Consider the following 13,230-nt stretch of genomic DNA (forward strand, 5'->3'; position numbering starts at 1 on the left):
GGCTTTTGTAGGGTGTGCTCCGCGCACCTTGCGGTCTATCAGGTGACCGCGTATTTCTTCATTACCGCGTGCGGTGAGCGTTTTGTTTCGCGCCTTACGCGCGAGTTTCTTTTTTCAGTCGATAAAAAAGAAACCAAAAAATCTTGCCCCTACCTGGGCCTTCCGCTTCGCTCCAGGTCCCCTCACTCCGTCGCCGCTCCAGGGGCCGGGCTGAAGGGCCATCCATGGCCCTCATCCCTCTGCGCGGCTCCCGGCCGCTACGACCCCTTACGCAACGACTCCACTCGGCCTGGCGCTAAAGGGGCGGGTAGATCAAGAGCCAGATCAAAAGCGAGATCAAGAGCTCGAGGTTGACGCCTCTCCTTAGGGGGCGAGGCTTTTTGTAGGAGAGGCTTCAGCCTCGATTCCTGCAAAAGGCTATTCAGGCATTTACTCAATGCAGTTCCGGCGTAGCCCGTAGTTGCCGTAGCCGTTCACTTAGCAGCAGCCGTTGCGCGGTGTCGTCACATAGCAGTAGCGCGTGTTCTACGTCGTAGCGTTCGGCTTGTGGGCATTCGAGTTGGCGGTAGATGTCGGCCCGCGCCAGGTGGTCTACCAGGTTGGGTTGCCCCAGCAGCAATACCCGTTCGGCGTCCTTGAGCGCTGCGAGCGGTTCCTGGGCCTGGGTGTGCAGGCTGCGTAGGTTGCGGGACAGGCGTTGCAGCATTTGCCGTGGGTTGCAGCTTTGCAGGTGGCTGGCTTGCAGCTCGGCTTTGGGCCCGAGGGTGCGCAGCAGCAGTTCGCGGCAGTCGCGAGTGTATAGGCGGCGACCGCTGGAGGGGTCGAGCAGGTGGTCGGCGCCTGGTACGCGTAGCAAAAAATGCCCGGGAAAGTTCACGCCTTGCAGGGGGATTTGCAGACGTTGCGCCAGCTCCAGTGCGATAAGGGCCAGGGACAACGGTTGCCCGCGCCTACGCAGTAATACCTGGTCGAGCAGGGCGCTGCGCGGGAGCAAGGGGCTGCTGTCGTCTTCATGGAAGTCCAGCTCACCCAAACGGCGCAGCAGGGGCTGGGCCAGCTCGTTGGCCGGCAGGTGGGGCAGGCCGCAACTTACTTGCTGGGTAAGCCCGCTGAAGTCGCGCAGCACCTGCTGCGGCACTAGGCTTTCATCATGCTCGGCAGCCACCCATAGCGCGGCTTCGAACAGCGCAGGCGGTTCACGGTCCAGACAGGCAAGGCAGGCTTGGCGTGGGGTCATCGGATTCTCCGGGTCGCCCTAGGGTTGTAGCGCTTCGCTGGGGCTTCGTCCAGCCCCCGTTATGCCCGGCACAGAGGCGCGCGCGGGCGCTTATGCCTGCCCGGTCAGTTGGCGCTGGCAGAGCCACCTATACTGCCTGCAACTACAAAAACAAGGAGTCACCGCATGTTCGCTTTAATGGAAGCGGCACGTGTCGAGGCCCTGCATTGTTTCAACGATTCTGCCACCGGGCTGCGGGCCGTCATCGTTATCCACAACAGCCGTCTGGGCCCGGCCCTTGGCGGTTGCCGGTACCTGAGCTACCCCGACGAGAAAAGTGCCATTGAGGACGCCGTGCGCCTGGCCCAGGGCATGAGTTACAAGGCAGCCTTGGCCGGGTTGGCCCAGGGCGGCGGCAAGGCCGTGATACTGCGCCCGCCGGGTGTGGATAACCGCGCAGAACTCTTCGAGGCCTTTGGCCGCGCCATCGACAGCCTCGGCGGGCAATACATTACGGCGGTCGACAGCGGCACCCTGAGTGCCGACATGGACTGTGTGGCGCAATACACCAGCCACGTCACCAGCACCACCAGCGCCGGCGACCCCTCGCCACACACCGCCATGGGCGTCTTCGCCGGCATTCGCGCCACGGCGCAGGCCCGCCTGGGCAGTGATGATCTGGAGGGGCTGCGGGTGGCTATTCAGGGTTTGGGCAATGTGGGTTTTGCCTTGGCCGAGCAACTGCATGCAGCGGGTGCCGAATTGCTGGTGAGCGACCTGGACCCCGGTCGCGTGCAATTGGCCGTTGAGCAGCTGGGTGCACGCCCGGTGGCGAACGAGGCGTTGCTCTGTACCCCGTGCGACATCCTCGCGCCGTGTGGCCTGGGTGGTGTGCTCAATAGCGCGAGCGTGGCCAAGCTGCGTTGCTCGGCGGTGGCGGGAGCGGCCAACAACCAATTGCTTAATCCGGGCGCGGCTGATGAGCTGGAGGCGCGCGGCATTCTGTATGCGCCGGATTATGTGATCAATTGCGGGGGGCTGATCTATGTAGCGCTAAAACATCGAGGGGAGGAATTGCCGGCCATCACCGCGCACCTGACTCAGATCGATAGGCGTCTGACGGAAATCTATGGCCATGCGCAGGCAGACAAACGCTCACCGGCACGGGTGGCCGATGCATTGGCGGAGAGGATTTTGTACGGGGTTAAATAATTATATGTATAGACGGTGCTAGTTGGTGGGTCCGCCATTTTCCAGCGAGATACTGGAATTAAAGTTTGAAGTCGCAGAGGTTTCGTACATTAAGTAAGGCTGCGTTGGTTTGAGTTAATTACCGCTGGATGTTTAGTTGTTCATGCCTGTGTTCTCCCTGGCGTAACCCTGAAGTTGGAGAGGCTTTATGAACAAAGCAGCGATTATTTTATTTTCGTTTTTACTTCCGCCACTTGCCAGTGCAGCCACGCCTTGGAAGCAGTGGTATGGAACTTATGTTCGGCTCGAGGATGACGGCAATATCGCGTGTTTGAGTATCGATGGTGGGCGCAACTGCGATTGGAATTACCCGAATGCCGTACCAGCGGCGTCGGCGCCGAGGTTGGTGTGCGGTGCCGACCATAAAAGTAAATGGTCAATTACCGGGTACGAAACCCCTAGGCACTGGTGTAACAGGGCATACGCCGATCTCTATGCCGACTGGAAGGCGGCAAACTACTTTGGCTTTGACGTTTATCTTTCCGTAAACCCTGCTGGGGAACTGATGTGTAACTCGGGCGACAGCATGGAGTGCTGGTGGAACCTGCCTCTAGGTGCCCCTGCGCCCGTCAAGCCCGTGGAGCCGTTGGCTTGTGGGCCGATGTCAGAGGCAGTGTGGGGCGCGGCCAGCAATGACCCCTCGCATTGGTGTCAGCAGGCCCGCCGGGTAACGCACGAACTCGACTATTCACACCCGATGTGGGCCAACGAGTCGTTTGCGTACGAAAAAGGCTGGGCCGGTACAGGCTTCGGGCTGTCCGGCTCGCAGCGCGGCGCGCCGGAAGTGATGGCGTTGAAAGAAAAGAATGGGCACAAGGGATTGGCAATTGCCTCCGTTGAGCGCAGCGCTGAATTTATGAAGCGCTATGCGAACACAATATATGGGGTTCCTGATAAAGAGCTGCAGGATGACTTCATGGTGTATGTGAAAGAACCGTGGACAGTGGAAGATGAACCCGTGGCTACCATGCATGTGTATTTATCTCGTACTAACGTAACGTCACTGCGCATGCCAGTTGTCTTTAATATTGATGGCGGCACGGGTAGAGCGTGGCCTGGTATCTGGCTGACACCCAGCGGTATTAGAATGCGCACTACACGGGGCGATTACTATACCTACGATACCGCGCTGAATGATAAGGGGCGCTGGTGGACATTGGGCTTGAAAGTTGTTGCCGGCGGAGATCTTGAGTATTACGCGGCACCGCAATGGATAGCCTCACCTTTTGAGCCGCGATTTCTTCGCGGCAAGATGAATTCGCTATTGGGAACTACGCAATACAGTCTCTTACGGCAAAATGATGCAACGCTGATGATTTCCAACGTGATGCAAGAAGGCTTGGAAAATATTATTGGCGATATTCGTTATGGCGTGAAAACCGAAGGCCAGAAACGCCGGCGTTGATTAACGCGGCAGGGCGAGCCAGCCTTCGCGGGCTGCTCGCCACTGTTACACAACGTTTAAATATCGATCTCGCCGTCAGCCTTGCGCTTCCAGCTGTCGTTACCCGGAAGCAGCAGGTTCAAGGCAATGGCGACAATGGCGCACAGGGCAATGCCCTTGAGGCCCACATCATCCGGGCCGGTGCCGGTACCCACCAGCACGCCGCCGATACCGAATACCAGCGTCACCGACACGATCACCAGGTTGCGCGCCTCGCTGAGGTCGACCTTGTGGCGAATCAGGGTGTTCATCCCCACCGCGGCAATGGAGCCGAACAGCAGGCAAAGAATGCCGCCCATTACCGGCACCGGAATGCTTTGCAGCAACGCGCCGAACTTGCCGATAAAGGCCAGCACGATGGCGAAGATCGCCGCCCAGGTCATGATTTTCGGGTTGTAGTTTTTGGTCAGCATCACCGCGCCGGTTACTTCGGCGTAGGTGGTGTTGGGCGGGCCACCGAACAGGCCGGCTACCGAGGTGGCGATGCCGTCACCCAGCAGGGTGCGGTGCAGGCCGGGTTTTTTCAGGTAGTCACGACCGGTGACGCTGCCCACTGCAATCACGCCGCCGATGTGCTCAATGGCCGGGGCCAGAGCGACCGGCACGATAAACAGAATCGCCTGCCAGTTGAATTCCGGCGCGGTGAATTTCGGTAGTTCCAGCCACGGGGCTGCGGCAATCTTGGCGGTGTCGACCACGCCAAAATAGAAGGCCAGGGCAAAACCCACCAGCACGCCGGAAATGATCGGCACCAGGCGGAAAATGCCTTTGCCGAACACGGCCACGATCAAGGTGGTCAGCAGCGCCGGCATGGAAATCAGCATGGCGGTTTTGTATGGGATCAACTCGGTGCCGTCACCGGCTTTGCCCATGGCCATATTGGCGGCGATGGGGGCCATGGCCAGGCCAATGGAAATCACCACCGGGCCAATCACCACCGGCGGCAGCATACGGTCGATAAAACCGGTGCCTTTGATTTTTACCGCCAGGCCCAGGAACGTATAAACGAAGCCGGCGGCGACGATACCGCCCATGGTCGCGGCCAGGCCGAACTGGCCCTTGGCGAGAATGATCGGGGTAATAAAGGCAAAGCTGGAGGCAAGAAAAACCGGCACCTGCCGGCCCGTGACCACCTGGAACAAAATGGTGCCAAGGCCCGCAGTAAACAGCGCCACGTTAGGATCCAACCCGGTAATCAGCGGCATCAGCACCAGGGCGCCGAAGGCCACGAACAGCATTTGCGCGCCAGACAGCACGGTGCGCCAGAGTGGATCGTTGAAATCGTCCTGCATGGGTTAGGCGTCCTTTTGCTTGGTGCCGAAAATTTTGTCGCCGGCATCGCCCAGCCCGGGAATGATGTAACCGTGCTCGTTGAGTTTTTCATCGATCGAGGCGGTGAAAATCATCACCTCGGGATGCGCGTCCTGCACGGCCTTGATGCCTTCGGGCGCGGCCACCAGCACCATGGCGCGGATGTCTTTGCAGCCGGCTTTTTTCAGCAGGTCGATGGTGGCGACCATCGAACCGCCGGTGGCCAGCATCGGGTCGATAATCAACGCCAGGCGCTCATCGATTTCCGGCACCAGCTTTTCCAGGTAGGTGTGCGCTTGCAGGGTTTCTTCGTTGCGGGCCACGCCCACGGCGCTGACTTTGGCGCCCGGAATCAGGCTGAGCACGCCTTCGAGCATGCCGATGCCGGCACGCAGAATCGGCACGATGGTGATTTTCTTGCCGGCAATTTTTTCTACTTGAACGGTGCCACACCAGCCATCAATCGCGTAGCTTTCCAGGGGCAGGTCCTGAGTGGCTTCGTACGTGAGCAGTGCGCCCACCTCTTGAGCCAGTTCGCGGAAGTTTTTGGTGCTGATATCGGCGCGACGCATCAGACCGAGCTTGTGGCGGATCAGAGGGTGGCGGATTTCACGGATGGGCATGGGTAGGCTCCGAAACGGGCTGGCAAAAAATTGTGACAAGAGTAAAGCATTCGATATGGCAAGTGGCGCGATGACCGGTTGGTCATGGATATTTCCTGTTCTGCAAGACAGGAAATGTCGCCGGCAGATACGCGGCGCATCATTGGCGACACGTGACCGACGGGGCTTGCCCCCTGGCAAGGGGATGCGTACCTTTGCCGACTTTTATTTTGACGCATCGATCAGGTTTTGATCAGCGCACCTAGACCCCGTGAGGAATAGCCCATGTCCGTCGATATCGCCCATATCCGCCAAGTGATGGCCGAAGCCGATTGCCTGTACAGCAACGCCGAGGTCGAAGTGGCCATCGACACCATGGCTGCGGCCATCAACAGCGAAGTGGGTGACAGCAACCCGGTGGTCTTCTGCGTCATGAACGGCGGCCTGATCTTCTCCGGCAAATTGCTGCCCAAGCTCGACTTCCCGCTGGAGCTCTCCTACCTGCACGCCACCCGCTACCGCAACGAAACCAGCGGCGGCGAGCTGTTCTGGAAAGCCAAGCCGGAAATCTCCTTTATTGACCGTGACGTGCTGATCATCGACGACATCCTCGACGAAGGTCACACCCTGGGCGCCATCATCGACTTCTGCCGCCACGCTGGCGCCAAGAACGTGCGCATTGCCGTGTTGGTCGACAAGACCCACGACCGCAAGGCGCGGCCGGATCTTAAGGCCGATTACGTGGGCATGCCGTGTGTGGACCGTTACGTGTTTGGTTACGGCATGGACTACAAAGGCTACTGGCGTAATGCGCCGGGAATCTATGCCGTAAAAGGGATGTAAGCGTCAGGTTCGAATTTCTTGGTCCCCGCCTTCGCGGGGACGACGGAGTTTTTGGTCGGTTCACCGTCATCCCCGCGAAGGCGGGGATCCAGGTGCGCTGGTCGTAGATGGGTAGAGCGTTACAGCCCTACATCCAGCAACACCGGCCGTTTGGCCAACGCTTTCTCCATCACGCCCTCCACAAACAACCGGTCACTGTCTGGCAACGCCAAACGCGGTGGGCGGGTGAGGGCGGTGCCGCGTTGCATGATCTGCTCACACAGCTTGATGCACTGCACCAGGTCCGGTCGTGCATCCAGGTGCAGCAACGGCATAAACCATTCGTACAGCGGCATGGCCTCGGCGAAGCGCCCGGCCTTGGCCAGACGGAACAGGGTTTCGCCTTCTTTGGGGAACGCATTCGACATGCCCGATACCCAGCCCACTGCCCCCACGGCAATGCTTTCCAGCACCACGTCATCCAGCCCTGCGAACAGCACAAAGCGGTCGCCCACTTCGTTACGTACGTCGATAAAGCGGCGGGTGTCGCCGGAGGAGTCTTTGAAGCACACGATGTTGTCGCAGTCGGCGAGCGAAATCAGGATGTCGGGCGTCACGTCGTTTTTGTAGATCGGCGGGTTGTTGTAGACCATCACCGGCAGGTCGATGCTGGCGGCCACGCTGCGAAAGTGCGCGGCGGTCTCGAAAGGTTTGGACGAGTACACCAGTGCCGGCATCAGCATGATGCCGTCGGCGCCTACGCGCTGAACTTCCTTGGCCACTTTGCTGGCGTTCAGGCTGGTGAACTCGGCCACGCCGGAAATCACCGGCACGCGACCGGCTGATGCATCTTTTGCCACTTCCACCAGGCTGATTTTTTCCTCGACGCTCAGCGAGGTGTTTTCCCCCACCGTGCCGCAGATGACCAAACCCGACACCCCGTCGCGCACCAGGCCGCTGATGACGGTGTGGGTGGCGTCCAGGTCTACCGAAAAGTCGGCCCGAAATTGCGTAGTAACGGCGGGGAACACCCCACTCCAGCTAGGTTTGCTGCTCATGCTCGACTCCAGGATGGGTTGTGGATAAATCGGGGGAAAGGCAAAACGTAGGGCGAATAGCCGCACCGCGGATATCCGCCGTTTGCAAAGGTCGTGAGTCGGCGGATATCGCCTGCGGTGATATTCGCCCTACGCGGTGATGCCTTCTCGATAGGCTGTCGGCGACAGCCCCGTCAGCGCCTTGAACTGCCGGCTGAACGCGCTGTGGTCGGTGTAGCCGCAGCGCAAGGCGATCTCGGTGATCGGCAACTCGCCTGCCAGCAATTGCGAGGCAGCACCCAGGCGGGCTTTGTGAATCATCTGCCGCGGCGTGAGCTGAAAGATGCGTTTGCAGTGGCGCTCCAGCTGCGCCACCGACAGGCCGGCAATGGCGGTCAGGTCGCTGAGGGCGATGGGCTGGGCGTAGTGCTGGCGAATATGCGCATCCACACTGGCCAGCTTCTGGTACGCCGGATGGCTGGCCTGTGGCGCCAGCAGGTCGTATGAAATGCCCGCCATGCCGATGATTGCGCCTTTCATATCGCGCAGGGCCAGTTTGTGGGTCAGGCACCAACCGGGCTCGCGACCGGGGTAGAGGTGCAGTTCCAACTGGTCGCTGAGCGGGTTGCCGCCACTCATGACCTGCCGGTCCTGCTCGGTGTACAGCGAGCCAAAGCGCGCCGGAAAGACCTCGGCGGCGGTCTTGCCCAGCAAGTCGTCTTTGCTCTTGAGGCCACAGCGTTGCGCCAGGGTCTGGTTGGCCAGGACGTAACGCGCCTGCATGTCCTTGATAAAAAACACCACGCCGGGCATGGCATCGAGCAGGGGCGCAATCTGCGTCAGGCTGCCGAGCAGGTCGGGCAAATCCCGTGGGGTGGGCAGCAAGGCGGGGAACATGGCGCTGGAAAACTCCGGTCATGGCGGCGGGCCTACTCTACGGCTGTGGGCGCAGCGCTGGAAAGCGCGGCGGCATGCAACAGGCTGTCGACCCGTGCCGGAACGAAAGGCGCGCGCAGAGTCGGCGTTGGCCAACCCAGCAGAACTTCGGCCGCCGTTCCGCACACGCGGCCCTGGCATGCGCCCATGCCACAGCGGCTGTGCAACTTGGCCTGGCGCCAGCTGGCCTGCTGGGCGACGGCACCGTAGGGCACGTCTTCGCAGCGGCAAAGCACGGTGTCGGCGGTAGGCAGGCTTTTCAATTCGGGGTCAAGGGCGAAGTGCCGCTTGAGCAGGTCGGCGAAACGTTGCCAGTGCCGGCGACGGGCCGTTAACGCCTGGGCCTCGGCAAGCAGGCCGACTGCGGCAAATCCGGCGATGGCACCCTCCACTTGAGCCAGCTCATTGCCGCCAATACCGGTGCATTCGCCGGCGGCAAAGTGGCCGGCAAGGCTGGTTCGTTGCAGGTTATCCACAACCACGGCCTGGGCTTCGATGGCGCAACCCAGGGTCTGTGCCAGCTCGGTATTGGCGCGCAGCCCAAAGCCGCAGGCCAGGCGGTCGCAGGGTATTTCGACCAGTCGGCTGCCCCGGCGAATTCGGACCGCTTGCACGCGGCCATCGCCCAGGGCTTCGACGACGTGACTGTGGGGCTGGTAGTGCCGGTCGAACAGCTCGATTGCCTGGCGCAGCTTGCCGGGCCAGCGTGGCAACTGCAGCGCGAAGGCGGCAAGCGAGGCCAGTGACGCCTGCTCGGCAATGCATTCAATGCGTGCGCCGGCCGCTTTGGCACTGGCGGCGCTCGCCAGCAGCAACGGCCCGCTGCCGGCGACCACCACTCGTTCGCCTCGCACCGGTACACCGCCCTTGATCAGCGCCTGCAAGCCGCCGGCGCCGGTAACCCCGGGCAACGTCCAGCCGGGAAACGGCAGCAGCACTTCGCGTGCGCCCGTGCACAGAATCAGCTGGGTGTAACCGATGCGCCAGCTGTGCAGCGGGTTTTCCAACAGCAGTTCGTGGGCGCCTGTCTGGGCGATAACGCGGGTCGCGGTGAAGCACTCGACATTTTTGGCAGCAGCCAATTGAGCTCGCAGGTTTTCCGCAGCCGGGTAGCGGGGCGCTTGTGCGCCAGCGCGCCAGATCTGCCCGCCGGTAGCCGGGTTGTCGTCCACCAGCGCAATGCGTTGGCCGCTTGCACTGGCGGCAACAGCGGCCGCCATGCCCGCCGGGCCGGCACCCAGAATCAGCAGATCGACATCGCGCTTCATGGCTGACTCTCCACCTGCATGCCCGCCGTGCACGGCGTCTGACACGCCAGGCGGCGCTGGCCATCGATGGTCACCCGGCATTCCTGGCAGATGCCCATGCCGCACAGCGGCGCGCGACGTTGGCCCCCGACCGCTGTGCGGCTACTGCCATCGCCGGCCAGGTACAACGCGGCAGCCACGCTGGTGCCGGGGGTTACGCGCAGCAGCTGGCCGTTGATATGCAGTTCGATGGCGCTGCTCATGCCGGCTGCTCCGCCGAGGCAAAGCGCTGCGGCAAATAAGGCGTGACGTCGATGGCGCAGGGCTGTTTGCACACCTGGTTCACCACCAGCTGCGCGGTGGCCGGCGCGGTGGTCACGCCCAGGCCTTCGTGCCCCAGGGCCAGCCACAAGCCCGGTTGGCTCGGGTGCGGACCCAGCAGCGGCAAGCTGTCTGGCGTGGCCGCGCGAAAGCCGGTCCAGCTGCGGATGGCGTTCATCTGCGCCAGGCTTGGTAAATAGTCGATGGCCCGTTGCAGCATGCGCGCGAGCACGTCGTGCTCAACCTCGGGGGTAAGCGAATCGAACTGCCGTGACGAGCCGATAAGGATCTGCCCGGTCGGTCGCGGCTGGGCATTGAACGCGACCGAGGTGCCAGCGCTGCTGTGGGCGCTGCTCACATACCCCAGCTCCACCAACTGATGACGCAGGCGCGTGGGGTAACGGTCGGTAATCAGCAGGTGGCCTTTTTTCGGCCGAATCGGCAGTTCCGGGCACAGCTCGCGGGCACTGCCGGTGGCCAGCACCACCACCTCGGCACTCAGCCACTCGCCGCTGCAGAGCCGCACCCGATTGCCGCTGACTTCGCTGACCTGCGCGTGCTGTTGGCGAATACGCTGCGGCTGTTGCGCCAGTAACCAACGTGCCACATTGGGCGCATACACGATGCCGTCACCGCTTACATGCAGACCGCCGACCAACCCAGGCCGCAGCATCGGTTCAGCCTCGTGTACGGCGCTGGCGCTGAGCATCCGGCAACCCAGGCCTTCGGCATCCAGCAGCGTGCTTTTTTGTTCCGCCACGGCCAGTTCGTCTTCGTTGGCTGCCAGCCACAGCGTGCCGCAATTGCGGTACGCGCAGCCTTCGTCCAGCAACGGTGCCCATTGCCGCCACAGGCTCAGCGAGTAGTGGCTCAGGGCGAGTTCGGCGGGGTTGTCATCCATCACCACCAGGTGGCCCATGCCGGCAGCGGTCGCGCCGCCGCGTTGATCGTCGAGCAGCAGCACATCCAGGCCGCGCTCGGCGAACCCATGGGCGCACGCCGCGCCGATAATGCCGGCGCCAACGATGATGACATCGGCATTCACAGCACGATGCCCCAGGCGAACGGGTCGTCGTCTTGCAGCAATAGGGTGGCTTCGGCGCTCAAGTGGGCGCGGCCGCGAATGGTGGGAATCACCCGGCCTGGCTCGCCGTCATTGAGCCATTCGTAGCTGCCTTCAAACTGGCTGCCGATGACACTGGCCTGGCGCCAGATGTCGCCCGGCCTGAGTTTGCCGTCGGCCGCCAGGCACGCCAGCTTGGCGCTGGTGCCGGTGCCGCACGGGGAGCGGTCGTAGGCCTTGCCGGGGCATAAAACAAAGTTGCGGCTGTCGGCTTCGAGGTCGTCGGCAAACAGCTCGATATGGTCGATGACGCCGCCGTCTTCGCCGTAAATGCCTTCGGCGTGCAGCGCCGTGCTGATGGCCACGGTGTAGGCGGTAAGCGCCTCCAAATTGCCGCCATCAATGCGCTGGCCATGCTGGCTGATCAAAAAGAACCAGTTGCCGCCCCAGGCGATATCCCCGGTTACTGCGCCATAACCCGGCACCTGGACGGTAACGGCCGAGCGAAACCGGTAGGCCGGCACATTGCGCACGCTTACCGAATGGTCGTCGTGCAAGGTCGCTTCCACGGTGCCCACCGGCGTTTCGATACGGTGGGTACCCGGCCCGATGCGGCCCATATGGGCGAGCGATATCACCAGGCCGATGGTGCCGTGGCCGCACATGCCCAAATAACCGCTGTTGTTGAAAAAGATCACCCCGGCACAGGCCGTTGGGTCTACCGGGGCGCAGAGTAGGGCGCCCACCAGCACGTCGCTGCCGCGCGGCTCCAACACCGTGGCGGCGCGGTAGGCATCGAAACGTTCGGCCAGCAGCGCGCGGCGTTCGGCCATGCTGCCGGTGCCAAGGTCCGGAAAACCGTCGATGACCAGGCGGGTGGGTTCGCCGCCGGTGTGGCTGTCGATAATCTGGATGCGGCGCATGGATTGTCCCCAAAAGCCTTGGAAGGTCCTGCAAGACTGAGCGTTTGCGGGGCAGGCGGCTTGATGGTTTTGTACCGCGCGGATGACGAAATCGGCACAGCGGTGAAAATCGAAAACGCGATGCTTCAGCCTCGATGCGCTTAGGGGTAAGGTGAGCGCTGTTTTTTCCTGGGAGGCTGTGATGGTGTCGCGCGTTTGTGTTTTGGCTTTGCTGCTGTTGGCCTCTCCTATGGCTCTGGCCGCCTTGCCCCATGACCAATACCTGCCCCCGGACGAGCAGAACCTGCGCGCGGACGCGCCCGAGCAACAGCAAGTGCTGCAAGTAACCGAGTACTCGGTGGTGGTCGGCAGCCAGCGGGAATCCAACCAGCAGCCCATTCCCATCACCTCGCCCACCTGGCTGCTACTGAAAACCAAAGCAGTGAGCAAAGGCGCAGCGGCCACCAGGGTGGTAGTGCGGTTTGACTCCGAAGGCAAAAGCATCAAGCGGCCCAGCTTTGATGAAGCCAGCAAAACCCTGAGCCTCAACTACCCGCTGGCGCAGTACCGCGTGCTGCTGGACCTGCTGCGTAACGGCACCGTGTACGTGCAATTTCTCAGCTACCCCAACGGCCATGTGTGGGCCGACCTGCACACCGGCGTGCAGCGCGCGCGTTGAGCCCGCGCCCCGGGGCGGAGTAAACTGCCGGCCCGGCGTTCCCCCGTTAAGAGAAGTGATCATGCGTAAAGACAAGAAACAGGTGATTGGCGAAGAGATTGGTGACGAGCCGATCAAACTGTTCCTGACCGTGGAGCCGGCCGACGACACCCCAGCGTCGCTGCATAAACTGGTCAAGGCCTACCGCGGGCTGCGTATCGACGACTTCGAACGCTTCCTGGGTTTCTTCGTGGAAGCCGGTTATGACCTCAACGCCAAAGATGCCAAGGGGCATGACTTTGTTGCGCTGATTCAGGATCAGCGTCTGGCTGAGCCCTATATCGAGGCAATCAAGGCTGCTCGCGGTTAAATCGATTTAACGCAAACGTAGGGCGGATATCCGCCGTTGCGCCGAACAGC

General features: G+C 61.8%; 14 protein-coding genes. 5 read left to right on the forward strand and 9 right to left on the reverse strand.

Going from position 1 to position 13,230, the window contains the following annotated elements; genetic code table 11:
- Window positions 1-433 precede the first annotated feature (433 nt).
- Window positions 434-1,237, reverse strand: coding sequence for a SirB1 family protein (locus PKE98_RS04310; protein WP_271194050.1), 804 nt, complete (start codon window positions 1,235-1,237; stop codon window positions 434-436).
- Between the two features lie 165 nt (window positions 1,238-1,402).
- On the opposite strand from PKE98_RS04310, the gene PKE98_RS04315 reads away from it, so the two are divergent.
- Window positions 1,403-2,428 carry a Leu/Phe/Val dehydrogenase gene (locus PKE98_RS04315; RefSeq protein ID WP_271194051.1) on the forward strand — a complete coding sequence of 342 codons (1,026 nt, stop codon included), beginning with the start codon at window positions 1,403-1,405 and terminating at the stop codon, window positions 2,426-2,428.
- 187 nt (window positions 2,429-2,615) lie between these two features.
- The gene (locus PKE98_RS04320) at window positions 2,616-3,872 is read left to right on the forward strand and encodes a hypothetical protein (protein ID WP_271194052.1); all 1,257 of its coding nucleotides are present in this window, start codon (window positions 2,616-2,618) and stop codon (window positions 3,870-3,872) included.
- 56 nt (window positions 3,873-3,928) lie between these two features.
- Here the strand turns inward: PKE98_RS04320 and PKE98_RS04325 are convergent, their stop codons facing one another.
- Window positions 3,929-5,203: a uracil-xanthine permease family protein gene (locus tag PKE98_RS04325; protein WP_271194053.1), complete on the reverse strand. Its 1,275-nt coding sequence runs from the start codon at window positions 5,201-5,203 to the stop codon at window positions 3,929-3,931.
- Window positions 5,204-5,206: 3 nt separating this feature from the next.
- Window positions 5,207-5,845, reverse strand: coding sequence for a uracil phosphoribosyltransferase (gene upp / locus PKE98_RS04330; protein ID WP_108096051.1), 639 nt, complete (start codon window positions 5,843-5,845; stop codon window positions 5,207-5,209).
- 264 nt (window positions 5,846-6,109) lie between these two features.
- Between upp and PKE98_RS04335 the strand changes: the two genes are divergently transcribed.
- Window positions 6,110-6,667, forward strand: coding sequence for a hypoxanthine-guanine phosphoribosyltransferase (locus PKE98_RS04335; RefSeq protein WP_271194054.1), 558 nt, complete (start codon window positions 6,110-6,112; stop codon window positions 6,665-6,667).
- 119 nt (window positions 6,668-6,786) lie between these two features.
- Here the strand turns inward: PKE98_RS04335 and PKE98_RS04340 are convergent, their stop codons facing one another.
- The 6 genes from PKE98_RS04340 to PKE98_RS04365 all read right to left on the reverse strand — a co-directional run bounded on the left by PKE98_RS04340 (window position 6,787) and on the right by PKE98_RS04365 (window position 12,173).
- A complete protein-coding gene (locus PKE98_RS04340; RefSeq protein ID WP_271194055.1) occupies window positions 6,787-7,704 on the reverse strand; it encodes a dihydrodipicolinate synthase family protein in 918 nt (305 codons plus the stop codon).
- Window positions 7,705-7,833: 129 nt separating this feature from the next.
- Window positions 7,834-8,580, reverse strand: a complete 747-nt coding sequence (locus PKE98_RS04345) for an AraC family transcriptional regulator (protein ID WP_271194056.1) — start codon at window positions 8,578-8,580, stop codon at window positions 7,834-7,836.
- 32 nt (window positions 8,581-8,612) lie between these two features.
- Complete coding sequence (locus PKE98_RS04350) at window positions 8,613-9,887, reverse strand: NAD(P)/FAD-dependent oxidoreductase (RefSeq protein WP_271194057.1); 1,275 nt, start codon at window positions 9,885-9,887, stop codon at window positions 8,613-8,615.
- Window positions 9,884-10,129, reverse strand: a complete 246-nt coding sequence (locus PKE98_RS04355; protein ID WP_271194058.1) for a (2Fe-2S)-binding protein — start codon at window positions 10,127-10,129, stop codon at window positions 9,884-9,886. Before PKE98_RS04355 ends, PKE98_RS04350 begins: the two co-directional genes overlap by 4 nt.
- Window positions 10,126-11,232: an NAD(P)/FAD-dependent oxidoreductase gene (locus PKE98_RS04360; RefSeq protein WP_271194059.1), complete on the reverse strand. Its 1,107-nt coding sequence runs from the start codon at window positions 11,230-11,232 to the stop codon at window positions 10,126-10,128. The genes PKE98_RS04355 and PKE98_RS04360 overlap by 4 nt, the downstream gene beginning before the upstream one ends.
- The gene (locus PKE98_RS04365; RefSeq protein WP_271194061.1) at window positions 11,229-12,173 is read right to left on the reverse strand and encodes a 4-hydroxyproline epimerase; all 945 of its coding nucleotides are present in this window, start codon (window positions 12,171-12,173) and stop codon (window positions 11,229-11,231) included. The genes PKE98_RS04360 and PKE98_RS04365 overlap by 4 nt, the downstream gene beginning before the upstream one ends.
- Window positions 12,174-12,354: 181 nt before the next feature.
- On the opposite strand from PKE98_RS04365, the gene PKE98_RS04370 reads away from it, so the two are divergent.
- Window positions 12,355-12,831 (forward strand): hypothetical protein, encoded by a 477-nt coding sequence (locus tag PKE98_RS04370; RefSeq protein WP_271194062.1) that lies wholly within the window; start codon window positions 12,355-12,357, stop codon window positions 12,829-12,831.
- Between the two features lie 61 nt (window positions 12,832-12,892).
- Window positions 12,893-13,180 carry a PA4642 family protein gene (locus PKE98_RS04375; RefSeq protein ID WP_271194063.1) on the forward strand — a complete coding sequence of 96 codons (288 nt, stop codon included), beginning with the start codon at window positions 12,893-12,895 and terminating at the stop codon, window positions 13,178-13,180.
- Window positions 13,181-13,230: the final 50 nt, after the last annotated feature.

The sequence above is a fragment of the Pseudomonas turukhanskensis genome (assembly GCF_027922365.1).
Lineage (GTDB): Bacteria > Pseudomonadota > Gammaproteobacteria > Pseudomonadales > Pseudomonadaceae > Aquipseudomonas > Aquipseudomonas turukhanskensis.

Bases quoted from the DNA above. Each gene is read 5' to 3' on its own strand.
- PKE98_RS04315 (WP_271194051.1), top strand. From the start codon at position 1,403: ATGTTCGCTTTAATGGAAGCGGCACGTGTCGAGGCCCTGCATTGTTTC.
- PKE98_RS04370 (WP_271194062.1), top strand. From the start codon at position 12,355: ATGGTGTCGCGCGTTTGTGTTTTGGCTTTGCTGCTGTTGGCCTCTCCT.
- PKE98_RS04340 (WP_271194055.1), bottom strand. From the start codon at position 7,704: ATGAGCAGCAAACCTAGCTGGAGTGGGGTGTTCCCCGCCGTTACTACG.
- PKE98_RS04310 (WP_271194050.1), bottom strand. From the start codon at position 1,237: ATGACCCCACGCCAAGCCTGCCTTGCCTGTCTGGACCGTGAACCGCCT.
- PKE98_RS04365 (WP_271194061.1), bottom strand. From the start codon at position 12,173: ATGCGCCGCATCCAGATTATCGACAGCCACACCGGCGGCGAACCCACC.
- PKE98_RS04350 (WP_271194057.1), bottom strand. From the start codon at position 9,887: ATGAAGCGCGATGTCGATCTGCTGATTCTGGGTGCCGGCCCGGCGGGC.
- upp (WP_108096051.1), bottom strand. From the start codon at position 5,845: ATGCCCATCCGTGAAATCCGCCACCCTCTGATCCGCCACAAGCTCGGT.
- PKE98_RS04320 (WP_271194052.1), top strand. From the start codon at position 2,616: ATGAACAAAGCAGCGATTATTTTATTTTCGTTTTTACTTCCGCCACTT.
- PKE98_RS04375 (WP_271194063.1), top strand. From the start codon at position 12,893: ATGCGTAAAGACAAGAAACAGGTGATTGGCGAAGAGATTGGTGACGAG.
- PKE98_RS04355 (WP_271194058.1), bottom strand. From the start codon at position 10,129: ATGAGCAGCGCCATCGAACTGCATATCAACGGCCAGCTGCTGCGCGTA.
- PKE98_RS04345 (WP_271194056.1), bottom strand. From the start codon at position 8,580: ATGTTCCCCGCCTTGCTGCCCACCCCACGGGATTTGCCCGACCTGCTC.
- PKE98_RS04335 (WP_271194054.1), top strand. From the start codon at position 6,110: ATGTCCGTCGATATCGCCCATATCCGCCAAGTGATGGCCGAAGCCGAT.
- PKE98_RS04325 (WP_271194053.1), bottom strand. From the start codon at position 5,203: ATGCAGGACGATTTCAACGATCCACTCTGGCGCACCGTGCTGTCTGGC.